Raw genomic sequence first — 19464 nt, 5'->3', positions numbered from 1 at the left:
AGTTGCAACTTTGTTGCTAAAAATATAAATTAAAAGCAATCTTATCCATGAAGATGGATGACAGAGAAATTATCAGGAATACATGATGAAGGTTGACTATTATGAAATTCTTGGCGTGACTCGTGAATGTGATGATAAAAAGTTGAAATCTGCTTTTCGTAAGTTGGCAATGCAATATCATCCTGATCGCAACGCCGGGGATAAAGAGGCAGAGCGAAAATTCAAAGAAATTGGCGAAGCCTATGAAGTCCTTAAAGATCCCCAAAAGCGTGCTGCTTATGATCGATTTGGTCATGCGGCTTTTGAAAATAGCGGTAGTCAAGGGGGAGCAAATCCCTTTGGAGGTTTTGCTGCTGGTGGTGGCTTTGCTGATATTTTTGAAGATTTTTTTGGCGAAATTATGGGAGGTGCGCACCGTAAGCGTGGTGATGGTCGCGAACGTGGTGCAGATCTGAGTTATAATATGGAAATAACCTTAGAAGAGGTATTTTCAGGAAAAACTGCAGAAATTACTATTCCCAGTTCCGTTACGTGCGATGTTTGTGAAGGATCAGGAGCGAGAAAGGGCTCTAAGCCGCAAGTTTGTGGAACATGTCATGGATCTGGTCGTGTGCGTGCTGCGCAAGGTTTCTTTTCTATTGAGCGAACATGTCCTTCATGTCATGGACGTGGTGAAACTATTATGGATCCATGCTCAAAATGTCAGGGGACACGACGCATAGAGAAAAAACGTTCATTGAGCGTGAATGTTCCAGCTGGTATTGAAGATGGAACGCGTATTCGCCTTTCTGGTGAGGGTGATGCTGGTATTCGTGGTGGCCCCAATGGTGATCTTTATATTTTCCTTTCCGTTAAACCGCATGAATTTTTTCAGCGAGAAGGAGCAGACCTTCACTGTCGCGTTCCTATTTCAATGGTAACAGCTGCTTTAGGAGGAGAGTTTGAAGTTTCCGATCTTGATGGTGTTAAAGCGCGTGTTAAGATCCCAGAAGGGACACAGAATGGACGTCAATTCCGTCTTAAGGGCAAGGGTATGCCCATGTTGCGTCGGCAGCAAGCAAGAGGTGATCTTTACATCCATATCACGATTGAGACACCACAGAAATTAACGCAAGAGCAACGTGAATTATTGCAAAAGTTTGAAAAACTTTCAAATCATGAGAATTCACCGCAATCACATGGCTTTTTTTCACGTATGAAAGAATTTTTTGAAAATATTTCTGGTTAAAATATGTGAATGTTCTCAGAATAGATTAGAAAAAACTTTTGGAAGGTTATTTTAATTAAGCTTTCTATAGCCTTATCATCTGTGAAAAGCATTTTTTTCTTGAAAAGAAAAGAGAGAAACGATTAATTTAGGGTAAGTGCCTGCCGCTGATAGTTTTTTACATTTAACGAGTTTTATGGATAAGTCTTATTTTTGAGTATCTATGATATTTTAAAAAGGACTTATCCATACAAGAAGAACGCAATTGAGTGACTAATTTCCAGTGTCATGATAACTGCCTTTATGCATTCGGCATTTTTTGTATTTATTGTTTTACTCAAAATGCCTTTTTAAAAGCCCTATGCTAAAACTGTCAAATAGGTAGTAGCCTACCAAAAAGTAGCTAAATAAGCTGTTAGACAATCCATTTTTTTCAAATAAAATATCAACTCCTCATAACCAATTTTATTTTTGGCATTTTTGATAGTCTTAAAAATTGCTTGGATAAGGTTACAGTGCTAAGTCAACCTATTTCTTATCTTGGTGATCTGTTAATTTTATTATTATAAGAAAATTTTGTTTTTATCTTACAAAATCAATGGTTGTATATATTCTTATTCATTGTTAAGTATCCATAGGCGTAAACTAACGAGTCGAATGTACGGCATAGCTTAAAATTTTTTCAGAACTTTGCTTTTCAATTTTATACATAAAATCATAAAATAATGACGTTTTGTACGCCTGTTTTGTTTAATTTTTCGCTGTCAATTTTTTGAGGAAGTTGTTTTCTTGTTTCATTTCGTTATTACTTTTCCTAAATTCCACTAAGAGATGGTAAAAAGTGATGAGGAGGCCCTATTAATGGATGATGCTAAAAACGGTGCTGTAGATGTTTTAGAAAAACAAGCAGCATTTCTATCGTCTGCTTTACCATATATGCAAAAATACGAAAATGAAACGGTTGTGGTAAAATATGGCGGTCATGCTATGGGTGATCCTGCCTTGGGGCGAGCATTTGCGCGTGATATTGCTCTATTAAAGCAATCGGGGATTAACCCTGTTGTTGTTCATGGTGGAGGACCTCAAATTGCTGAAATTTTGATGAAAATGGGGATTGAATCACGATTTGAAAACGGTTTACGGGTAACCGACGAGCGGATCGTTGAAGTCGTTGAAATGGTTTTGGCCGGTTCCATAAACAAAGAAATTGTCGCTCTCATCAATGCAGAGGGTGAATGGGCAATAGGATTATGTGGCAAGGACGGCAATATGGTTTTTGCCGAAAAGGCTTATAAAACTGTCATTGATCCTGATTCGAATATTGAACGTGTTTTAGATTTGGGATTTGTTGGTGAGCCTATTGAAGTTGATCGCACATTGCTGGATCTTTTAGCATGTTCTGAAATGATACCAGTTCTTGCTCCTGTGGCTCCAGGACGCGATGGAAAAACCTATAATATTAATGCTGATATTTTTGCTGGAGCTATTGCTGGTGCATTAGAAGCTAAACGCCTTTTATTTCTCACTGATGTTCCTGGTGTTTTGGATAAACAGGGCCAACTTTTAAAAGAATTGACAGTTTCTGAAGCAGAGAAACTTATCAAAAATGGGACAATTTCAGGAGGCATGATTCCAAAAGTAGAGACTTGTATAAAAGCCCTTCAAAATGGTGTGGAAGGTGTTGTCATTTTAAATGGTAAAACTCCTCATTCTGTTTTACTAGAACTGTTTACCGAACAGGGAGTTGGAACGCTTATTGTTTCATAAATTGTGCGGAAAATTGGAGGAGAAAGCCTTTCATGACAAATATAAAACAGCTTAAATATCCTTTATTAAGTAAGCCAGAATTAGCAATATTTGTTGCAACAATATTGTGGGGTATTACATTTTTAGTCATTCATATCGCGGTACGCTATAGTGGTCCCCTGTTTTTTGTTGGATTTCGTTTTATTGTTGCATCTCTTATATGTGGAGCAATTTTTTGGCGCTCTATAAAAGGTATAACGGTTTATGAAGTTTTCGCTGGGATGGCGATTGGTTTAGCCATGTTTTTAGGTTATGCTTTTCAAGCAGCTGGACTTCAAACGATTATTAGTAGTCAGTCGGCTTTTATTACAGCGCTTTATGTACCTATGGTTCCAATCTTGCAATGGATTGTTTTTAAAAAACCTCCCCGTTTTGCTTGTTGGGTTGGTATTGTTTTCGCTTTTATCGGGCTTGTACTTATTTCAGGACAAAAGCCGGGAAATTTTGATTTTTCAAAAGGCGAAATTTTGACTTTGTTAGGTGCTTTAGCGATTGCTGGAGAAGTCATACTCATCGGAATTTTTGCCAATAAGGTTGATAGTCGGCGTGTGACCATTATTCAGTTATTTTTTAGTGGTTTTTTTTCATTTGCTTGTATGCCTTTGATGGGTGAAAGCATCCCTGAATTTTCGTGGGTATGGTTTAATATTGGTATAGGATTGGCATTAATGAGTGCCATCATTCAATTAGCTATGAATTGGGCACAAAAGTCCATTTCCCCTACACGTGCGACACTCATTTACGCAGGTGAACCGGTATGGGCTGGTATTGTTGGGCGTTTGGCTGGAGAACATTTATCTCCCTTAGCTTTATTGGGCGGTTTGCTTATTCTGATTGGGATCATTGTGGCTGAATTACAACCTTCACAATGGCGTAAAAAAAATAAAGCAATTGAAAAAAATGATTAGCTATGCACCTTTTCTATTATGATTTTATTACATGAGATTTTTGCTTGCAAAGTTTTCATTTTTGAGGCTTTTTTTAATATGAAGATAAAGGAGGCTTTATAAGCTATTCCAGCTTTTGTATAGAAAATTGGAGCAATAATATTTATCTGTTTGCTTAACCTCTGAAACGGGAAGTCAACGTTCATTGAGTCAAAGCATGAAGTGGTAAAGACAAAAAACAGCTTTCATCTTTACGATCATGTTTAAATTTAGCTTTACAATTTTCAAAAACATCCATGGTAATGTTTTTGAATAATGAAAATTACGCACTGTCGCACTTTATTTCTTTTGTTATTTCATGGGATCACGCTTTTCACGTAAAATAGAACGCCTAAAGCAGCCTCCCATAATGTTGTATATTAACGCGTTTTTTAAAAAGACAATTTTCTTAATATACATCATATTCATTGACGGTCCGCGTGAAGTATAGAAAAACTACAGAGCATCATCGTTTTACTTAAATAAAAGGCACTAGCATTTTCTTTGTCAGTTCTCAATATTATGACAGCCTTTGGCATTTGAAAGAGAGAGAGGCATGTTTACTCATTTCTTAAACGTTTTTATCCATATACTAGCCCTGTTTTATAATGGGGAAGCACAAAATTTGATTGATTCACTATGAAAAGATTTAAAATGAGAAAGGCTCGCGATATTCATGTTATTTTATATAAGATTGCTAAAAAAAGCAGGTTATTGCGTATAAATAAAAAAGCATTTCTTGCGAATTTTATTGCAAGCTTAAGTGATATACACGCCCATCATATAAATATTATAACACATTGATTTATAATTATAATATAGAATTATTCACATTGAATTAGAACCCTGAATACCGTAAAATTTTCTCACTTCAAATCGTTTTCATATTAAATCAATCCAAATTTACTTGCTGACACGTTACAAGCAGGTAGTCCATGTGGGTAAAAACTGTACAAGAAAGGCATATCTCTTATAAACTTTTTCAAGTGTAAAGGATTGTTGCAACATTGGAGGCTGGCAAAATGTGTGATGGTATCGGTTTATCCAGCATATGAGTCATAAAATAAGATGTGAAAATATCATTTTAGCACCGTTGGATTTAATTTAGCAAATAAAAGCCTTATTTTTTAGGTTATGAAAAGTTGTGTTTTGAGAAGCTTTTTAGGTTTATATTCTTTTGATAGAAGCCGGAGCATAATTGGTCTTTGCGTTTTGTATTATTCTTTGCTAAATCGCCTTATATGACAATAGATCGTAATTATATTCGTAATTTTTCCATCGTGGCGCATATTGATCACGGCAAATCCACTTTAGCTGATCGTTTGATCCAAATAACAGGTGGACTTGATACACGTGAGATGAAAGAACAAGTACTCGATTCCATGGATATTGAGCGTGAACGTGGAATTACTATTAAAGCACAAACGGTACGTTTACACTATAAGGCAAAGAATGGTGAAACCTATATTTTAAATCTTATGGATACACCTGGTCATGTGGATTTTGCTTATGAGGTTTCGCGTTCATTGGCAGCTTGTGAAGGTTCTCTGTTGGTGGTAGATGCAAGCCAAGGTGTAGAGGCACAGACGTTAGCAAATGTTTATCAAGCGATTGATAATTCGCATGAATTGGTTGTTGTACTCAATAAAGTTGATCTTCCAGCAGCAGAACCTGAGCGTGTTAAAGAACAAATTGAAGATGTGATAGGCATTGATACATCTCAAGCAGTAGAAATATCAGCAAAAACAGGTTTGGGTGTTCCTGATGTTTTGGAGGCAATTGTTGCACAATTACCACCTCCCCATACAGGCGATGTTGCAAATCCCTTGAAAGCAATGTTGGTTGATAGCTGGTATGATGCATATCTTGGTGTCATTGTTTTGGTACGGGTGATAGATGGTATTTTAAAAAAAGGCCAAACCATTCGTATGATGGGTACAGGAGCAAAATATCCAGTTGAGCGCGTTGGGGTGTTTACACCTAAAATGGTACAGGTTGATGAGTTAGGACCAGGCGAGATTGGTTTTATCACTGCCTCTATCAAAGAGGTAGCAGATACACGGGTTGGGGATACGATTACTGAAGAGCGCCGTCCTTGTGAAAATGCTTTACCTGGTTTTAAGCCTGCGCAACCAGTTGTATTTTGTGGTCTTTTTCCAATAGATGCTGCCGATTTTGATGATTTGCGTGCAGCCATGGGCAAATTACGCTTAAATGATGCGAGTTTTTCTTTTGAAATGGAAACATCTGCGGCTTTGGGATTTGGTTTTCGCTGTGGCTTTTTGGGACTTCTTCATCTTGAAATTATTCAAGAGCGATTAGAGCGTGAGTTTAATTTGGATTTAATCGCGACAGCACCTTCGGTTGTTTATCGCATGAATATGAATGATGGTTCTGTTAAAGAGTTGCACAATCCAGCGGATATGCCTGATGTGGTTAAAATTTCTTCCATTGAAGAACCATGGATTCGGGCGACAATCATGACTCCTGATAATTATCTTGGGTCAATTTTAGAACTATGCCAAGAGCGGCGGGGGGTACAGGTTGGTTTGTCCTATGTTGGAACCCGTGCTATGATAACGTATGATTTACCACTGAATGAAGTTGTTTTTGATTTTTATGATCGGCTAAAGTCGATCTCAAAGGGTTATGCTTCTTTTGATTATCAGATGACCGATTATGCGGAGGGGGATTTAGTTAAAATGTCTATTTTGGTAAATGGAGAGTCTATAGATGCATTGTCTATGCTTGTGCACCGCACGATTGCAGAAAAGCGCGGGCGTTCCATGTGTGAAAAACTGAAAGATCTTATTCCCCAGCATATGTTTCAGATTCCAGTTCAAGCGGCTATTGGTGGTAAAGTTATAGCGCGTGAAACAATTCGTGCTTTGCGTAAAGATGTAACAGCGAAATGTTACGGGGGTGATGTCACGCGTAAGCGCAAACTTTTGGAAAAGCAAAAAGAAGGCAAAAAGCGGATGCGCCAATTTGGAAAAGTAGAAATTCCACAATCGGCATTTATTCAAGCGCTCAAAATGAACAAATAATGAAAAAAGGAGTATTGTCTCTCATTGATTGTGCTTTTGCTTTTGTCGATTGGTTCAGATGCTTAAAGAACACTTTTAAATAAAATTGCGCTGTGCTTCATATTTTTGTGTATTGCGTAATGGTGTCATGCTTCTCACGTAAAAAAGAATACTTTAAACGAAATACATTTATGTTGCATATTGGCGCGCTTGTTTTAGTGAATCATCACTCAATGTATCAACTTCATTTCGCAATGGGGGCTGTGAAAAATATAAAGTAAAATACACAGTGAATAATATAAAATCCCTTTGGCATCAGCGTCTTTACGCGTCATAAAGGTGCAAAGCGCACCTATAATACTCTTTTTCAGCTCAAAATATTATGGCAATCCTTATCACTTAAGAGAATTCATTAAAGATATTTTTACTCTTTACTTAAAGTGTTTCTTACCCACACACTAACTGCGTTTGTAACGTGCAAGGAAATGATAGTGATTGATTCACTATGAAAGGATTTGAAATGAGAGAATCCTTGTATTCGAGGTTATTATTCAAGTTAAAAAACGATGAAATATTATTATGAATTAATCTTGTGTCTAAGAACGTAAAAGATCATTAATGGATGTTTTTTCTCGTGTTTTTTGATCAACGCGTTTTACAATAACAGCACAATAAAGGTTTGGTCCTGCTTCACCATTTGGTAAAGGTTTTCCAGGGAAAGAACCTGGCACGACCACTGAATAGGCTGGTACTTCACCTATAAAAATTTCACCTGTTGTACGATCAATAATCTTTGTAGATTTTCCAATAAAGACTCCCATTCCCAAAACAGCACCTTCACGGATAATACAGCCTTCAACAATTTCAGAGCGAGCACCGATAAAGCAATGATCTTCAATGATTGTTGGGTTTGCTTGCAGTGGTTCCAAAACACCTCCAATACCAACACCGCCAGAAAGATGGACATGTTTACCAATTTGTGCACAAGAACCAACGGTGGTCCATGTATCAACCATTGTGCTCTCATCTACAAAAGCACCAAGATTAACAAAGGATGGCATCAATATAACGTTGGGTGCAATGTAAGCAGAATAGCGTACAATGGCTCCAGGAACGGAACGGAAATCAGCACTTTTAAAATCTGCTTCTTGCCAACCAGAGAATTTTGAAGGAACTTTATCCCACCAATGTGTTCCATTGATTCCACCAGTAATAAGTTGCATAGGATTAAGCCGAAAAGAGAGCAAAACCGCTTTTTTCAACCATTGATGAACATGCCATTGTCCATTTTTTTGTCGTTCTGCAACACGGATTTCACCTTTATCAAGAAGGTTCAATGCATGTTCGACACTCTCACGGATTTCGCCTTTTGTGGTAGTATTGACAGAATCGCGATCGTCAAAAGCTTGTTCGATAATCATTTCAAGTTGTGTGAGATGGGTCATGACGAGAGTTCCGTTAAACAAGTTGAAAGCTTCAAGGTTTATTCTCTATGAACTACGCGAAGAAATGTGTTCAGTCAATAAAACGATGAGGAAGTAGGACAGGTGCATGAAAAAAAGCTGTAAAGAAAAAAGAAAAGAGGAGCAAGAAAATTGGACACCACTTCTCCATACGAAGGATGCTCTACAACAAATACATAAAATCTCTAATTCAGCACAAATGCGTTCGTCTACTTATCGTTTAGCCTATATCGATCAAGATTTTATAATGCGTCCAGAGTTGCGCTCACAACGTATTGGTCTTGAATTTTTAAAGCCGGAAATAACCCTTAAAGAATATGACATTCAATCAACAGTTGTTTTTTTTGGTGGTTCGCGTATTCCTGAACCTGGGCAAGCAGCGTGGGCTGCAAAAAATGAAATACAAAAGAAAAATTTGCATGCTATGTCACATTATTACGATGAAGCAAGAGAGTTTGCGCGTTTGTGCTCACTTTATTCCGCTACGACAGAATATCGTGAATTTGTGGTTGTTACAGGGGGCGGACCAGGAATCATGGAGGCGGGAAATCGTGGTGCTTGTGATGTTGGTGCCCCAACGATTGGCTTGAATATTATTTTACCACATGAGCAAGAGCCTAATTCGTATGTGTCGCCGCATTTGTGTTTCAATTTTCATTATTTTGGGATGCGCAAAATGCATTTTTTATTACGAGCGAAAGCATTAGCTATTTTCCCTGGAGGATTTGGGACTCTGGATGAACTGTTTGAGACGTTAACTTTAGTACAGACGGGGCGTATGAAACAGGTACCAATTTTATTGTTTGGCAAAGAGTTCTGGAGCAATGCTATCAATTTTGAGTATCTGTCTGAACAAGGTACAATTTCTCCTACTGATGTTAATTATATGAAATTTGTCAATACAGCAGCAGAAGCTTTTGAAGAAATTCGTTCTTTTTATAAACTGCCTTAACGACTTTTAAGACGTTCATTCTTGAAGGATAATTAATACTCTACTTTAGTTAAATAAAGTCCTGAAGGAGGAGCAACAACACCACAACGTTTACGATCTTTAGCATGAAGAGCTGCTTCGAGATCTTGAGCTGTCCAACGTCCAATACCCACTTCCATGAGGCTTCCTGCGAATGAACGGATTTGATGATGAAGAAAAGAACGAGCTTGCGCATAAAGGAAAATTTCTTCACCCTCTCTTTGAATATCGAGGCGTTCAAGGGTGCGAATAGGGCTTTTGGCTTGGCAATGTGCTGAACGGAAAGTGGTAAAATCATGTTTTCCTACAAGCTTTTGAGCAGCTTCATGCATGGCTTCAGCATTAAGAGGCTTTGGCAACCACCACACGCGTTTGGCATTTAAGGCTGGTGGAGAGCGACGATTAAGTATTTTAAAAAGATAATGGCGTTTGGTTGCGGAAAATCGTGCATCAAAGTCATCAGGGACATTTTGTACGTTTAAGATTGAAATCGCTTCTCCCTGTTTACGTAAAAGAGCATTGAGCGCATCACGTACAGTATGGGGATGCCAGTTTTTTATGAAATCAACATGCGCAACTTGTCCCGTAGCGTGTACGCCCGCATCGGTTCTTCCTGCTGTTGTTATGGTCAATTGTTGTCCACTAAAGGAAAAGAGCGCCTGTTCAAGAGCTCCTTGTATAGTGAGAAGTTTTGCTTGACGCTGCCAACCAGCATAATTTGAGCCATCATATTCAAGAGTGAGTTTAAAACGTGGCATCTTAAAAAACAGCAGAAATATGAGCGCCTCGCAAAAAGGTTGCGCTATCAAGGACTTTACCACCCGATCTTTGGAGAGAGGTTATTTCTATCCGCCCTTGTCCACAATGGACAATCAAAGAATCTGGTTCTATTCGTCCAATTTCAAGAGAAGGACCTGTTGTTAAGCGACTATCAAGAATTTTTACACGTTCTTCTCGTCCCCCAATATTCATATTGCACCAGCAGCCAGGAGAAGAAGAGAGCGCACGGATATGCCTATGAATAAACTCTGCAGGTTTTGTCCAATTAATGCGGGTCTCTTCCTTTTTGATTTTGGCAGCATAGGTGATGCCTTCCTCTGATTGTGGGGTCAGTTTAAGTTGTCCTTTTTCAAGAGTTGATAGGGTTTCTACCATAAGTTCTGCGCCAATATGTGAAAGTTTGTTTAAAAGCTCAGCAGTGGTGGTGTTATCAGTAATGGGGATGGAGCGAGAAAGAGCGATAGGTCCCGTATCAAGTCCTTCATCCATTTTCATGATCATAATACCTGTTTCTTTATCACCAGCCATAATTGCTCGTTGAATAGGCGCAGCACCACGCCAACGTGGTAAGAGTGAAGCGTGGGCATTAAAACAACCAAAACGCGGCGTTTCGAGAATAGCTTTGGGTAAAAGGAGTCCATAAGCCACCACAATAGCAGCATCAACAGAAAGTGCTGCAAATTGCTCCTGTTGTTCGATTGTTTTGAGTGTTTGTGGCGTAAAGATGGGAATAGATTTTTCTTGCGCTGCACTTTGAACAGCTGAGGGGATTAATTTAAGTCCTCGACGTCCTGCTGGGCGAGGGGGTTGACTATAAACAGCAACAACATCATGACCTGCATCCAATAAAGCATGTAAAATAGGAACAGAAAAATCTGGAGTCCCCATAAAAGCTAATCGTAAAGCCATTACAAAACTGCTTCCTGCATGTTTTTTTCTTTTGCGCGTTTTTTAAATTTTCGTATCACCATATCGCGTTTGATCTTTGAAATGTAATCAATAAAAAGGCGCCCATCTAAATGATCAATTTCATGCTGCAAGCAAGTTGCTAAGAGATCGTCTGCTTCAATTTCTGTTTGTTTTCCTTCACGGTTCTGATAGCGAACACGAAGGCGTTTAGGACGTTCAACCTCTGCAAAATAATCAGGAATAGAAAGACAACCTTCTTTGTAAATATTACGCTCATCTGAAAGCCATAAAATTTCAGGGTTGATAATAACAAATGGTCTTTTCTGCTCATCTTCAGAATTTCCAGAGACATCTATAACCAACATACGTAGCGGTATACCAATTTGAATAGCAGCAAGACCAACGCCCTTAGCATCATACATGGTTTCCAACATATCATCCGCAAGTTTTTGGAGAGCTGAATCGACCTGCTCAACAGGTCTGGACACTTCCCGTAAAATCGGATCAGGTAAAGTAACTAAAGATCTCATTGGCATAAGTAGAGATTAATCAATGGTTTGTTATTGGTCAATATTGAATAACGGATTCTTGCGTTTTTTTACAACAAGAGCGTTATATTACAATTTATGTTTGATTCGTTTTTTTCCATACTCGTTGGTGAGTTTTTTTCTAAACTAATGCTTTTGCTTTTATTTATATTTGTCTGTTTGGCATTTTTTATGTTGATACATTCTCATCGAAAAAAAGCATTTTTGGAAAATGAAATTGCTGAACGCGCACGTGAGGCACAAATGCAGATGGCTACCTTGCTGAAAACACAAGCTGAAATGCAAGGGCGAATGCAAACGATGGCGGAAATTTTTGGTCAACGGCAGGCTGAATTGAATAAATCACTCAGTGAGCAACTCAATGGGATGACAACAAGCTTGGGCCAAACACTTCAGGTACAGACCAAATCCACTTATGAAAATTTGAATCGTTTGCAAGAGCGTTTAGCAGTGATTGATGCGGCGCAAAATAATATTCAATCGCTTACGGGACAAGTTGTTCAATTGCAGTCCATTTTAAGCAATAAGCAGACACGTGGTACTTTCGGTCAGGGGCGGATGGAAGCCATTATTGCCGATGCCTTACCAACAAATGCTTATGCTTTTCAGGCTGTTCTTTCCAATGGAAAGCGCCCAGATTGTCTCATTCATATGCCCAATAAAGCCCCTTCTCTTGTTGTTGATGCTAAATTCCCTCTGGAGGCTTGGAATGCTATGCGTAAGGCAGAATCAGCGCAAGAGCGTCAAGAGGCAGAACGCCAATTTCGTACCGATATGGAAGTTCATATTCGTGATATTGCACAAAAATATTTGATTCCCGGAGAAACCCATGACACTGCTTTCCTTTTTGTGCCATCTGAATCGATTTTTGCAACAATTTATGAGGACTTTGAGGCATTGGTACAAAAATCCAATAGAGCCCATGTGATTATTGTTTCACCATCTTTGTTGATGCTCTCTGTCCAAGTGGTACAAACCATTATGAAAGATGCACGGATGCGTGAACAAGCGCATTTAATTCAATCAGAAGTAGCAAAGTTGATGGAAGATTTTGGACGAATGGATACGCGTGTTCGTGCGTTACAGAAGCACTTTCACAAAGCAGGTGAAGATATAGAGGGAATTTTGATATCATCCTCCAAAATTATGAAACGGGCAAATCGCATTGAAACTGTCGAATTAAAAGAGAATCACTCTGAACAAACAAAAATAACAACATTGGCTCAGTCGCAAACATTGCGTTTTGCTGACGAGGAATAAAGCAAAGAAAGCTTTTTAAAATCACAAGTCAGATCATGTTCTTTATTGATTGGTAATACTTTTTTAGTATCTCTATCTTGTTTTATTTCTTAAACGAGAGGAATAGGAATATGCGACACCTTTTGTTTTTAGGGGCACTGGTGTTTCTGCTAGATGGGTGTGCAACGACTACTCCCACCCACACAAACAATGCTTGTGCTATTTTAGCACAAAAAAATGGTTTTTTTGACAATTGGGGTAAGGTGTCTCAAAGAGCGGAAATGCGCTATGGGATTCCTATGCCGATTATTCTTGCAACTATTAAGATGGAATCGAGCTTTCGTCACAATGCACGTCCTCCACGCAAGAAACTACTTGGTTTTATTCCATGGAAGCGTCGGTCGACAGCTTATGGTTATTCTCAAGCGCTTGACAGTACATGGGCAATGTATCTTCGCTCTACGGGCAGATCTTTTGCATGGCGTACGAATTTTGCAGATTCTGCTGATTTTGTTGCTTGGTACCATCGCCAAAGTGTTCAACGCAATGGGGTGAGATTTGATGATGCATATAGCCTTTATTTAAATTATCATATGGGACATGGTGCTTATGCGCGTAGTGGCGGGCATGCCTCTGCTGCGCTTTCACAGGCAGCACAGCGCATGGCAAGGATATCGAGGCTCTATGAACAGCAATTAAAGAGATGTGGATGGCGTTAGGGAAGATTTTTGAAAATCTCAATTAGGGAATTGTTGCGGTAAAATTATTTGAGAGCCAAATTTCTTATGGCGTAATAAGGTTGTATCGTTTTTCTGATTGTTAAATGAAATAAATTGTTATTTTTTAGAATAAACCCAAGAGACAGAAAGCTTTTGCAATGCTCAATATATTTGACTGTACTCTCGATATTTTTACCTTCTTTGTTTAAAAAATTTACAATGGAAACTATATCCTATTTGGCTCAGGCATTTCGCACAGGTCTAAATATCAGAGATTATTAAAGAAAAATTTTAAAGTTTAATATCATTTTTTATTTTCATTATGCGTATTACTGGCTGATTATTACATGAATATTTTCTTTGTTAAGCGTATAAAATAGCAATCAAAAAAATGCAATTCGAGCATCATATTCAAAGTAAGAATCTCGAATGGCGTAGGGTTTTATCATTTCAGATCTCTTGAGGTTAAATCAATAAAAACAATTGGTTTGCACATAACAAGCGTAATTGGCATGTGGATAAAAACTGTGAAAGAAAAGACTAAAAATGTTTCTTATGAACATTCTCAAAAGTAAGAATTATTGGCAACATTGGGAATTAGCACATATAATGATAGCGCCACTTTGCTTTCACAACTCAACCTTTCTTGTGACGGGCAAGAAAACAAAATTAATTGATTCAATATGTTATTTAAGCGTGAATATACCTTAATATTGAGCAGGTAGATGCTACTCAAGGTGGGCAATTTTTAAATTGGCAAGACATCTGATCAGGCTAAAAATACTCGAAAAAAGTTCTGATTCGCAATAATTGAAAAGTATATTTTAATATTTTATTCTCTCATCTTCGTTTAGATACTTCGTACCTTTTAAAAAGATATAGATAACCAACATATTATGATTTTGTGGAATATTGTGATAAAGAGAATTCAAATTTTGTTCTTTAAAATAAGGCGTAAGTTAAACAGCTCATTTTCTGTTTCTGTGCAAAGCATAAAAATTATCTACTTTTACAGTTACGACAGTAAAATTTTATAATCCAACAAATGATTAAAAATGTGTTATAATATCATAAAAATGCAAGGAACAGGCGCTATTGGAATGATGATTAAATAACACATAAAACTTTTAAATTGATGCACACATTCCCTATTATAATATTCCTTGATAGAATAGCTGGTTCTTTTGGTGGAGCTAAGCGGGATCGAACCGCTGACCTCTTGCATGCCATGCAAGCGCTCTCCCAGCTGAGCTATAGCCCCTATAAAAACAAATTTTTCCAAAAGGTAAAGTATACAATTTTAGCTTTTCTAGAACGATAAAAATTGAAGATCAAGAAGAATTTACATTCAATGGAAAAGATGTCCTCTTTTACTTCTCTTAAGCATCGTCATCGTTAGAAACACCACCTCCGAGAATATCAGTAACGTCATCATCATCATCATCATCATGAGATAAAAATGCATCATCGTCATCACCGATATCTACATCACTATCTTCTAAATCAGGAAGATCGTCATCTTTAGAATCCTCATCATCCTCTTCAAGAAGCATAAAAGCAGATTTTTCAAGTGCTGTATCAAGCTCTTCAGTATCAACTTCTTCCTCATTGTTTGCTTCAGCTGCTGCAACTTCAAAGTAAGAACGCGGATAAGAAATCCCTGTATAGGGCGACACAATAGGGTCGCGATTTAGATCGTAAAATTTTTTTCCTGTTTCTGGATCAACACGTTTAGTTCCAAGTTCTTGTTTTGCCATAAACCGCGCCTCTTTGATTAACTATTATTCCATTAAAAGATAAATTTTATGGTGCTTAATCGAAAAATAATACCTTTGTCAAAGATAAATACACTGTTCCACAGTGATTTTTTCATGACGTCTTTTAAAGCATGTGCTAAAGGATGCACAATTTCATAAAAGTTAGATAGAATTAAATAGAATTTCCATGCAAAAAGCAATACCTATAACCACCTATAAATCGAGTAGTCTCTCTGGAAAAATTCAAATACCTGGAGATAAATCAATCTCTCATCGCTCTCTTATATTGGGAGGATTAGCAAGTGGTGAGACATATATTCATGGATTACTTGAAAGTGCTGATGTACTCAATACAGCTGTTGCTATGCAAGCTATGGGTGCCTGTATTATTAAAAAAGATGACTTCTGGATTATACGAGGAACAGGGAATGGTTGCCTTTTAGCTGCACAAAAACCTTTAGACTTTGGAAACGCTGGAACAGGTGCTCGTTTGGTTATGGGAATGGTTGGTCCATATCATATGAAAACAACCTTTATCGGTGATGCTTCTCTCTCTAAGCGTCCAATGGGACGTATCCTTAATCCACTGCGTCTCATGGGGGTTGAAATTGAGGCAACGTACGACGATCACCTTCCTTTAACGCTTTATGGTCCCAAAATGGCTAATCCGATTCGTTACCGTGTTCCAATAGCTTCCTCCCAAATTAAATCAGCAATCCTGCTTGCTGGACTCAATACCGCCGGCATTACAACTGTTATTGAACCAGTTCTGACACGAGATCATACGGAAAAAATGTTAAAAGCATTTGGTGCACAACTTGAAATAGAAAAAGATAACGAAGGTGCGCGTTTGATTCATCTTAATGGTCAACCCCATCTTACTGGGCAAACGATTCATATTCCGGGTGATCCTTCTTCTGCTGCTTTTCCAATTATCGCAGCCCTTCTTGTAGAAGATTCTGATATCACCATTGAGAATGTTTTGATAAATAATTCTCGAATAGGGCTTATCGAAACATTGTGGGAAATGGGTGCTCAAATTGAATTTTTGAACCGACGTCAAACAGGTGGAGAAGATGTTGCTGATCTACGAATAAAATCATCGGTCCTTAGAGGCGTTACGGTGCCCAAAGAACGTGCTCCATCGATGATTGATGAATATCCTGCTTTGGCAGTAGCAGCAGCCTTTGCAGAAGGCAAAACAGTGATGTTAGGAATTGAAGAATTGCGTGTAAAAGAATCAGATCGGCTGTCTGCTGTTGCTCAAGGACTCAAAATTAATTGCGTAGACTGTGAAGAAGGTCAAGATTTTCTTATTGTTTATGGGAAAGGTTCTGCCAAAGGTTTGGGTGGTGGACATGTCTCCACACATCTTGATCATCGAATTGCTATGTGTTTTCTCATTTTTGGGCTTGTATCAGAAAAACCTGTCACCATTGATGATAAACGAATGATCGCTACGAGCTTTCCAGAATTTATTCCTTTTATAAAACAACTTGGGGGGAAAATCGCTTGAAGCCTTTTGTTATTGCCATTGATGGACCTGCAGCCTCAGGCAAAGGAACTTTAGCACGAAAAATTGCTGCACGCTATCGTCTTCGCTATCTCGATACTGGTCTTACCTATCGTAGTGTTGCTCATACGCTTTTACAGCAAAATTTAACTCTTAATGATGAAAAAAATGCTATTATTTATGCTAAAGAACTTGATTGTAATACCTTAAATCCTTCTCTTCTTTCTTCTCATGAACTTGGTGAAGCAGCTTCAAAAATAGCGATTAACCCTGCTGTACGCAAAATTCTTGTCGAAAAACAACGCAACTTTTCTAAAGTTTTACCCGGCTGTGTGCTTGATGGGCGTGATATCGGAACTATTGTTTGTCCTGATGCCGATATCAAGTTTTATGTTCTAGCCAATGTTCAAACACGCGCCAAACGTCGCTATCAGGAGATTTTAAAAAAAGGTGTTCAGGCAAATTATCATGAAATCCTAGCTCAACTTGAACAGCGCGACAGTCGCGATATAACGCGCAAACAAAGTCCACTAAAACCAGCAAAAAACGCCCACTTGCTTGATACGTCAGAATTGAGTATAGAAGCAACATTTGAAATTGCATGCAGTTTTATTGATCCAATCATAAAAATGCATATAATTGGATAAATTCGTTAAGGTAACTTCCAGCCTAGCGCTAACTTTTCTTCCTTTATTCAAGGAAAAAGGCTAGGAGTTGCTTATGTTAACACTAACCTAGCGCTCATACCTTATAATACAAGGTATATATTAGGAGTTCTTATGTCACAATACAATCCCACAACAGCGGATTTTGAAGCCCTTTTAACAGAATCTTTTCAAACTAATGATCTTAATGAAGGATCTGTTGTTAAAGGTCGTGTTATTGCAATCGAAAAAGACATGGCCATTATTGATGCTGGTCTTAAAGTCGAAGGACGTATTCCTCTCAAAGAATTTGGAGCTAAAGCAAAAGACGGTTCTTTGCAAGTTGGCGATGAAGTTGAGGTTTACATTGAACGCATTGAAAATGCGATGGGTGAAGCTGTTTTATCGCGTGAAAAAGCACGGCGCGAAGAAAGTTGGGTCCGTTTAGAGGAAAAATTCAATGCTGGTGCGCGCGTTGATGGAGTGATCTTTAGCCAAGTAAAAGGTGGTTTTACAGTCGATCTTGATGGTGCCGTTGCTTTCTTGCCGCGCAGCCAAGTTGATATTCGTCCCATTCGCGATGTTTCACCTCTCATGCATAATTCACAGTCCTTTGAAATTTTGAAGATGGATCGTCGTCGTGGCAATATTGTGGTCTCACGTCGCACTGTTTTAGAAGAAAGTCGCGCTGAGCAACGTTCAGAAATTGTACAAAATCTTGAAGAAAACCAAATCGTTGAAGGTGTGGTGAAAAATATCACAGATTATGGTGCCTTTGTTGATCTTGGTGGGATTGATGGTCTCTTGCACGTTACAGATATGGCATGGCGGCGTGTTAATCACCCATCTGAAGTGCTCACAATTGGCCAAACGATTAAAGTGCGGATTATTCGCATTAATCAAGATACGCACCGTATTTCTCTTGGAATGAAACAGCTTGAAAGTGATCCTTGGGAAAGCATCAGTGTTCGGTATCCGATTGGTAAAAAAATTACGGGTGCTGTTACCAACATTACTGATTACGGTGGTTTTGTTGAAATTGAACCAGGAATTGAAGGGCTGATCCATGTTTCTGAAATGAGCTGGACAAAGAAAAATGTTCATCCTGGAAAAATTCTGTCTACATCACAAGAAGTAGAAGTGGTTGTTCTTGAGATTGATCCTTCTAAACGGCGTATTTCTCTTGGCTTAAAGCAAACATTTGAAAATCCATGGGAAGCTTTTGCCAATAAATTTCCTGTCAATTCGCAAATTGAAGGAGAGGTTAAAAATAAAACAGAATTTGGTCTGTTTATTGGGCTTGAAGGCGATGTTGACGGTATGGTTCATTTGTCTGATCTTGATTGGAACCGTCCTGGTGAACAAGTCATTGATACTTACAATAAAGGCGATATCGTTAAAGCTGTGGTCCTTGATGTTGACATTGAAAAAGAGCGCATTTCTCTTGGAATTAAGCAGCTTTCCAGCGATAAAGTTGGAGAAGCAGCTGCTTCTGGCGAATTGCGAAAAGGTGCTGTTGTAACATGCGAAGTGATTGCTGTTAACGACAATGACATTGGTGTGAAATTGATTGACCACAACCTTGAGACAACCATTCGGCGTGCTGATCTCGCGCGTGATCGTGATGAGCAACGTCCTGAGCGTTTCGCAATTGGGCAAAAGGTTGATGCTCGCATCACAGCATTTGATAAAAAAACACGTAAAATTTCAGTATCGATTAAAGCTTTAGAAATTGCAGAGGAAAAAGAAGCTGTTGCACAATATGGTTCTACAGACTCGGGCGCTTCTCTTGGTGATATTCTTGGTGCTGCTTTAAAAAAACAAGAACAAGATTAATCATCAATCATTAAAGTTGACGGTGTTATTAAGGTCACTCATTTTAGGGTGACCTTTTTATTTTCTAAAAAATTGTCTGCTTATTTTCTAATTATTGGCGTCAAAAATTATAAATGCTTGC

15 protein-coding genes and 1 tRNA gene are annotated in these 19464 nt (G+C 38.3%); 10 read left to right on the top strand and 6 right to left on the bottom strand.

What is annotated here, in order from left to right; genetic code table 11:
* Positions 1–85 precede the first annotated feature (85 nt).
* The 4 genes from dnaJ (at position 86) to lepA (ending at position 6986) form a co-directional block, all read left to right on the top strand.
* Positions 86–1228, top strand: coding sequence for a molecular chaperone DnaJ (gene dnaJ / locus ACFIJP_RS02975; protein WP_375625469.1), 1143 nt, complete (start codon positions 86–88; stop codon positions 1226–1228).
* 840 nt (positions 1229–2068) lie between these two features.
* Entirely contained in the window at positions 2069–2974 is a 906-nt protein-coding gene (gene argB / locus ACFIJP_RS02970) for an acetylglutamate kinase (RefSeq protein ID WP_012754491.1), read from the top strand.
* Between the two features lie 32 nt (positions 2975–3006).
* The gene (locus tag ACFIJP_RS02965) at positions 3007–3921 is read left to right on the top strand and encodes a DMT family transporter (RefSeq protein WP_375625468.1); all 915 of its coding nucleotides are present in this window, start codon (positions 3007–3009) and stop codon (positions 3919–3921) included.
* A gap of 1259 nt (positions 3922–5180) precedes the next feature.
* A complete protein-coding gene (lepA, locus tag ACFIJP_RS02960; protein WP_375625555.1) occupies positions 5181–6986 on the top strand; it encodes a translation elongation factor 4 in 1806 nt (601 codons plus the stop codon).
* Between the two features lie 575 nt (positions 6987–7561).
* On the opposite strand, the gene dapD is transcribed toward lepA, so the two are convergent.
* Positions 7562–8410, bottom strand: coding sequence for a 2,3,4,5-tetrahydropyridine-2,6-dicarboxylate N-succinyltransferase (dapD, locus tag ACFIJP_RS02955; protein WP_375625467.1), 849 nt, complete (start codon positions 8408–8410; stop codon positions 7562–7564).
* A gap of 106 nt (positions 8411–8516) precedes the next feature.
* On the opposite strand from dapD, the gene ACFIJP_RS02950 reads away from it, so the two are divergent.
* Positions 8517–9380, top strand: a complete 864-nt coding sequence (locus tag ACFIJP_RS02950) for an LOG family protein (RefSeq protein WP_375625466.1) — start codon at positions 8517–8519, stop codon at positions 9378–9380.
* Between the two features lie 32 nt (positions 9381–9412).
* Here the strand turns inward: ACFIJP_RS02950 and truA are convergent, their stop codons facing one another.
* The 3 genes from truA to def are packed head-to-tail and all read right to left on the bottom strand — an operon-like array spanning position 9413 to position 11623.
* Entirely contained in the window at positions 9413–10156 is a 744-nt protein-coding gene (truA, locus tag ACFIJP_RS02945) for a tRNA pseudouridine(38-40) synthase TruA (protein WP_375625465.1), read from the bottom strand.
* Position 10157: 1 nt separating this feature from the next.
* Positions 10158–11087, bottom strand: coding sequence for a methionyl-tRNA formyltransferase (fmt, locus tag ACFIJP_RS02940; RefSeq protein WP_375625464.1), 930 nt, complete (start codon positions 11085–11087; stop codon positions 10158–10160).
* Positions 11087–11623 (bottom strand): peptide deformylase, encoded by a 537-nt coding sequence (gene def, locus ACFIJP_RS02935; protein WP_375625463.1) that lies wholly within the window; start codon positions 11621–11623, stop codon positions 11087–11089. Before def ends, fmt begins: the two co-directional genes overlap by 1 nt.
* 90 nt (positions 11624–11713) lie before the next feature.
* On the opposite strand from def, the gene ACFIJP_RS02930 reads away from it, so the two are divergent.
* Positions 11714–12895, top strand: coding sequence for a DNA recombination protein RmuC (locus ACFIJP_RS02930; RefSeq protein ID WP_375625462.1), 1182 nt, complete (start codon positions 11714–11716; stop codon positions 12893–12895).
* 110 nt (positions 12896–13005) lie between these two features.
* Positions 13006–13593: a hypothetical protein gene (locus tag ACFIJP_RS02925; protein WP_375625461.1), complete on the top strand. Its 588-nt coding sequence runs from the start codon at positions 13006–13008 to the stop codon at positions 13591–13593.
* Positions 13594–14778: 1185 nt separating this feature from the next.
* Here the strand turns inward: ACFIJP_RS02925 and ACFIJP_RS02920 are convergent.
* Together ACFIJP_RS02920 and ACFIJP_RS02915 are read right to left on the bottom strand one after the other, a co-directional pair.
* Positions 14779–14854, bottom strand: a tRNA-Ala gene (locus ACFIJP_RS02920).
* 118 nt (positions 14855–14972) lie between these two features.
* Positions 14973–15350 (bottom strand): TIGR02300 family protein, encoded by a 378-nt coding sequence (locus ACFIJP_RS02915; RefSeq protein ID WP_375625460.1) that lies wholly within the window; start codon positions 15348–15350, stop codon positions 14973–14975.
* Between the two features lie 187 nt (positions 15351–15537).
* Here ACFIJP_RS02915 and aroA point away from each other — a divergent pair, with 187 nt between their 5' ends.
* The 3 genes from aroA (at position 15538) to rpsA (ending at position 19343) form a co-directional block, all read left to right on the top strand.
* Entirely contained in the window at positions 15538–16866 is a 1329-nt protein-coding gene (gene aroA / locus ACFIJP_RS02910; RefSeq protein WP_375625459.1) for a 3-phosphoshikimate 1-carboxyvinyltransferase, read from the top strand.
* Positions 16863–17510, top strand: a complete 648-nt coding sequence (gene cmk, locus ACFIJP_RS02905) for a (d)CMP kinase (RefSeq protein ID WP_375625458.1) — start codon at positions 16863–16865, stop codon at positions 17508–17510. Before aroA ends, cmk begins: the two co-directional genes overlap by 4 nt.
* 132 nt (positions 17511–17642) lie before the next feature.
* Entirely contained in the window at positions 17643–19343 is a 1701-nt protein-coding gene (rpsA, locus tag ACFIJP_RS02900; protein WP_375625457.1) for a 30S ribosomal protein S1, read from the top strand.
* The last annotated feature ends 121 nt before the right edge of the window (positions 19344–19464 follow it).

It is taken from the genome of Bartonella sp. MU37NMGALS, from assembly GCF_042194015.1.
In the GTDB taxonomy this organism is placed as follows: Bacteria; Pseudomonadota; Alphaproteobacteria; order Rhizobiales; family Rhizobiaceae; genus Bartonella; species Bartonella grahamii.
The sequence above is the reverse complement of the archived record's forward strand: the minus strand, read 5'-3'. Positions and strand labels throughout refer to the sequence as shown.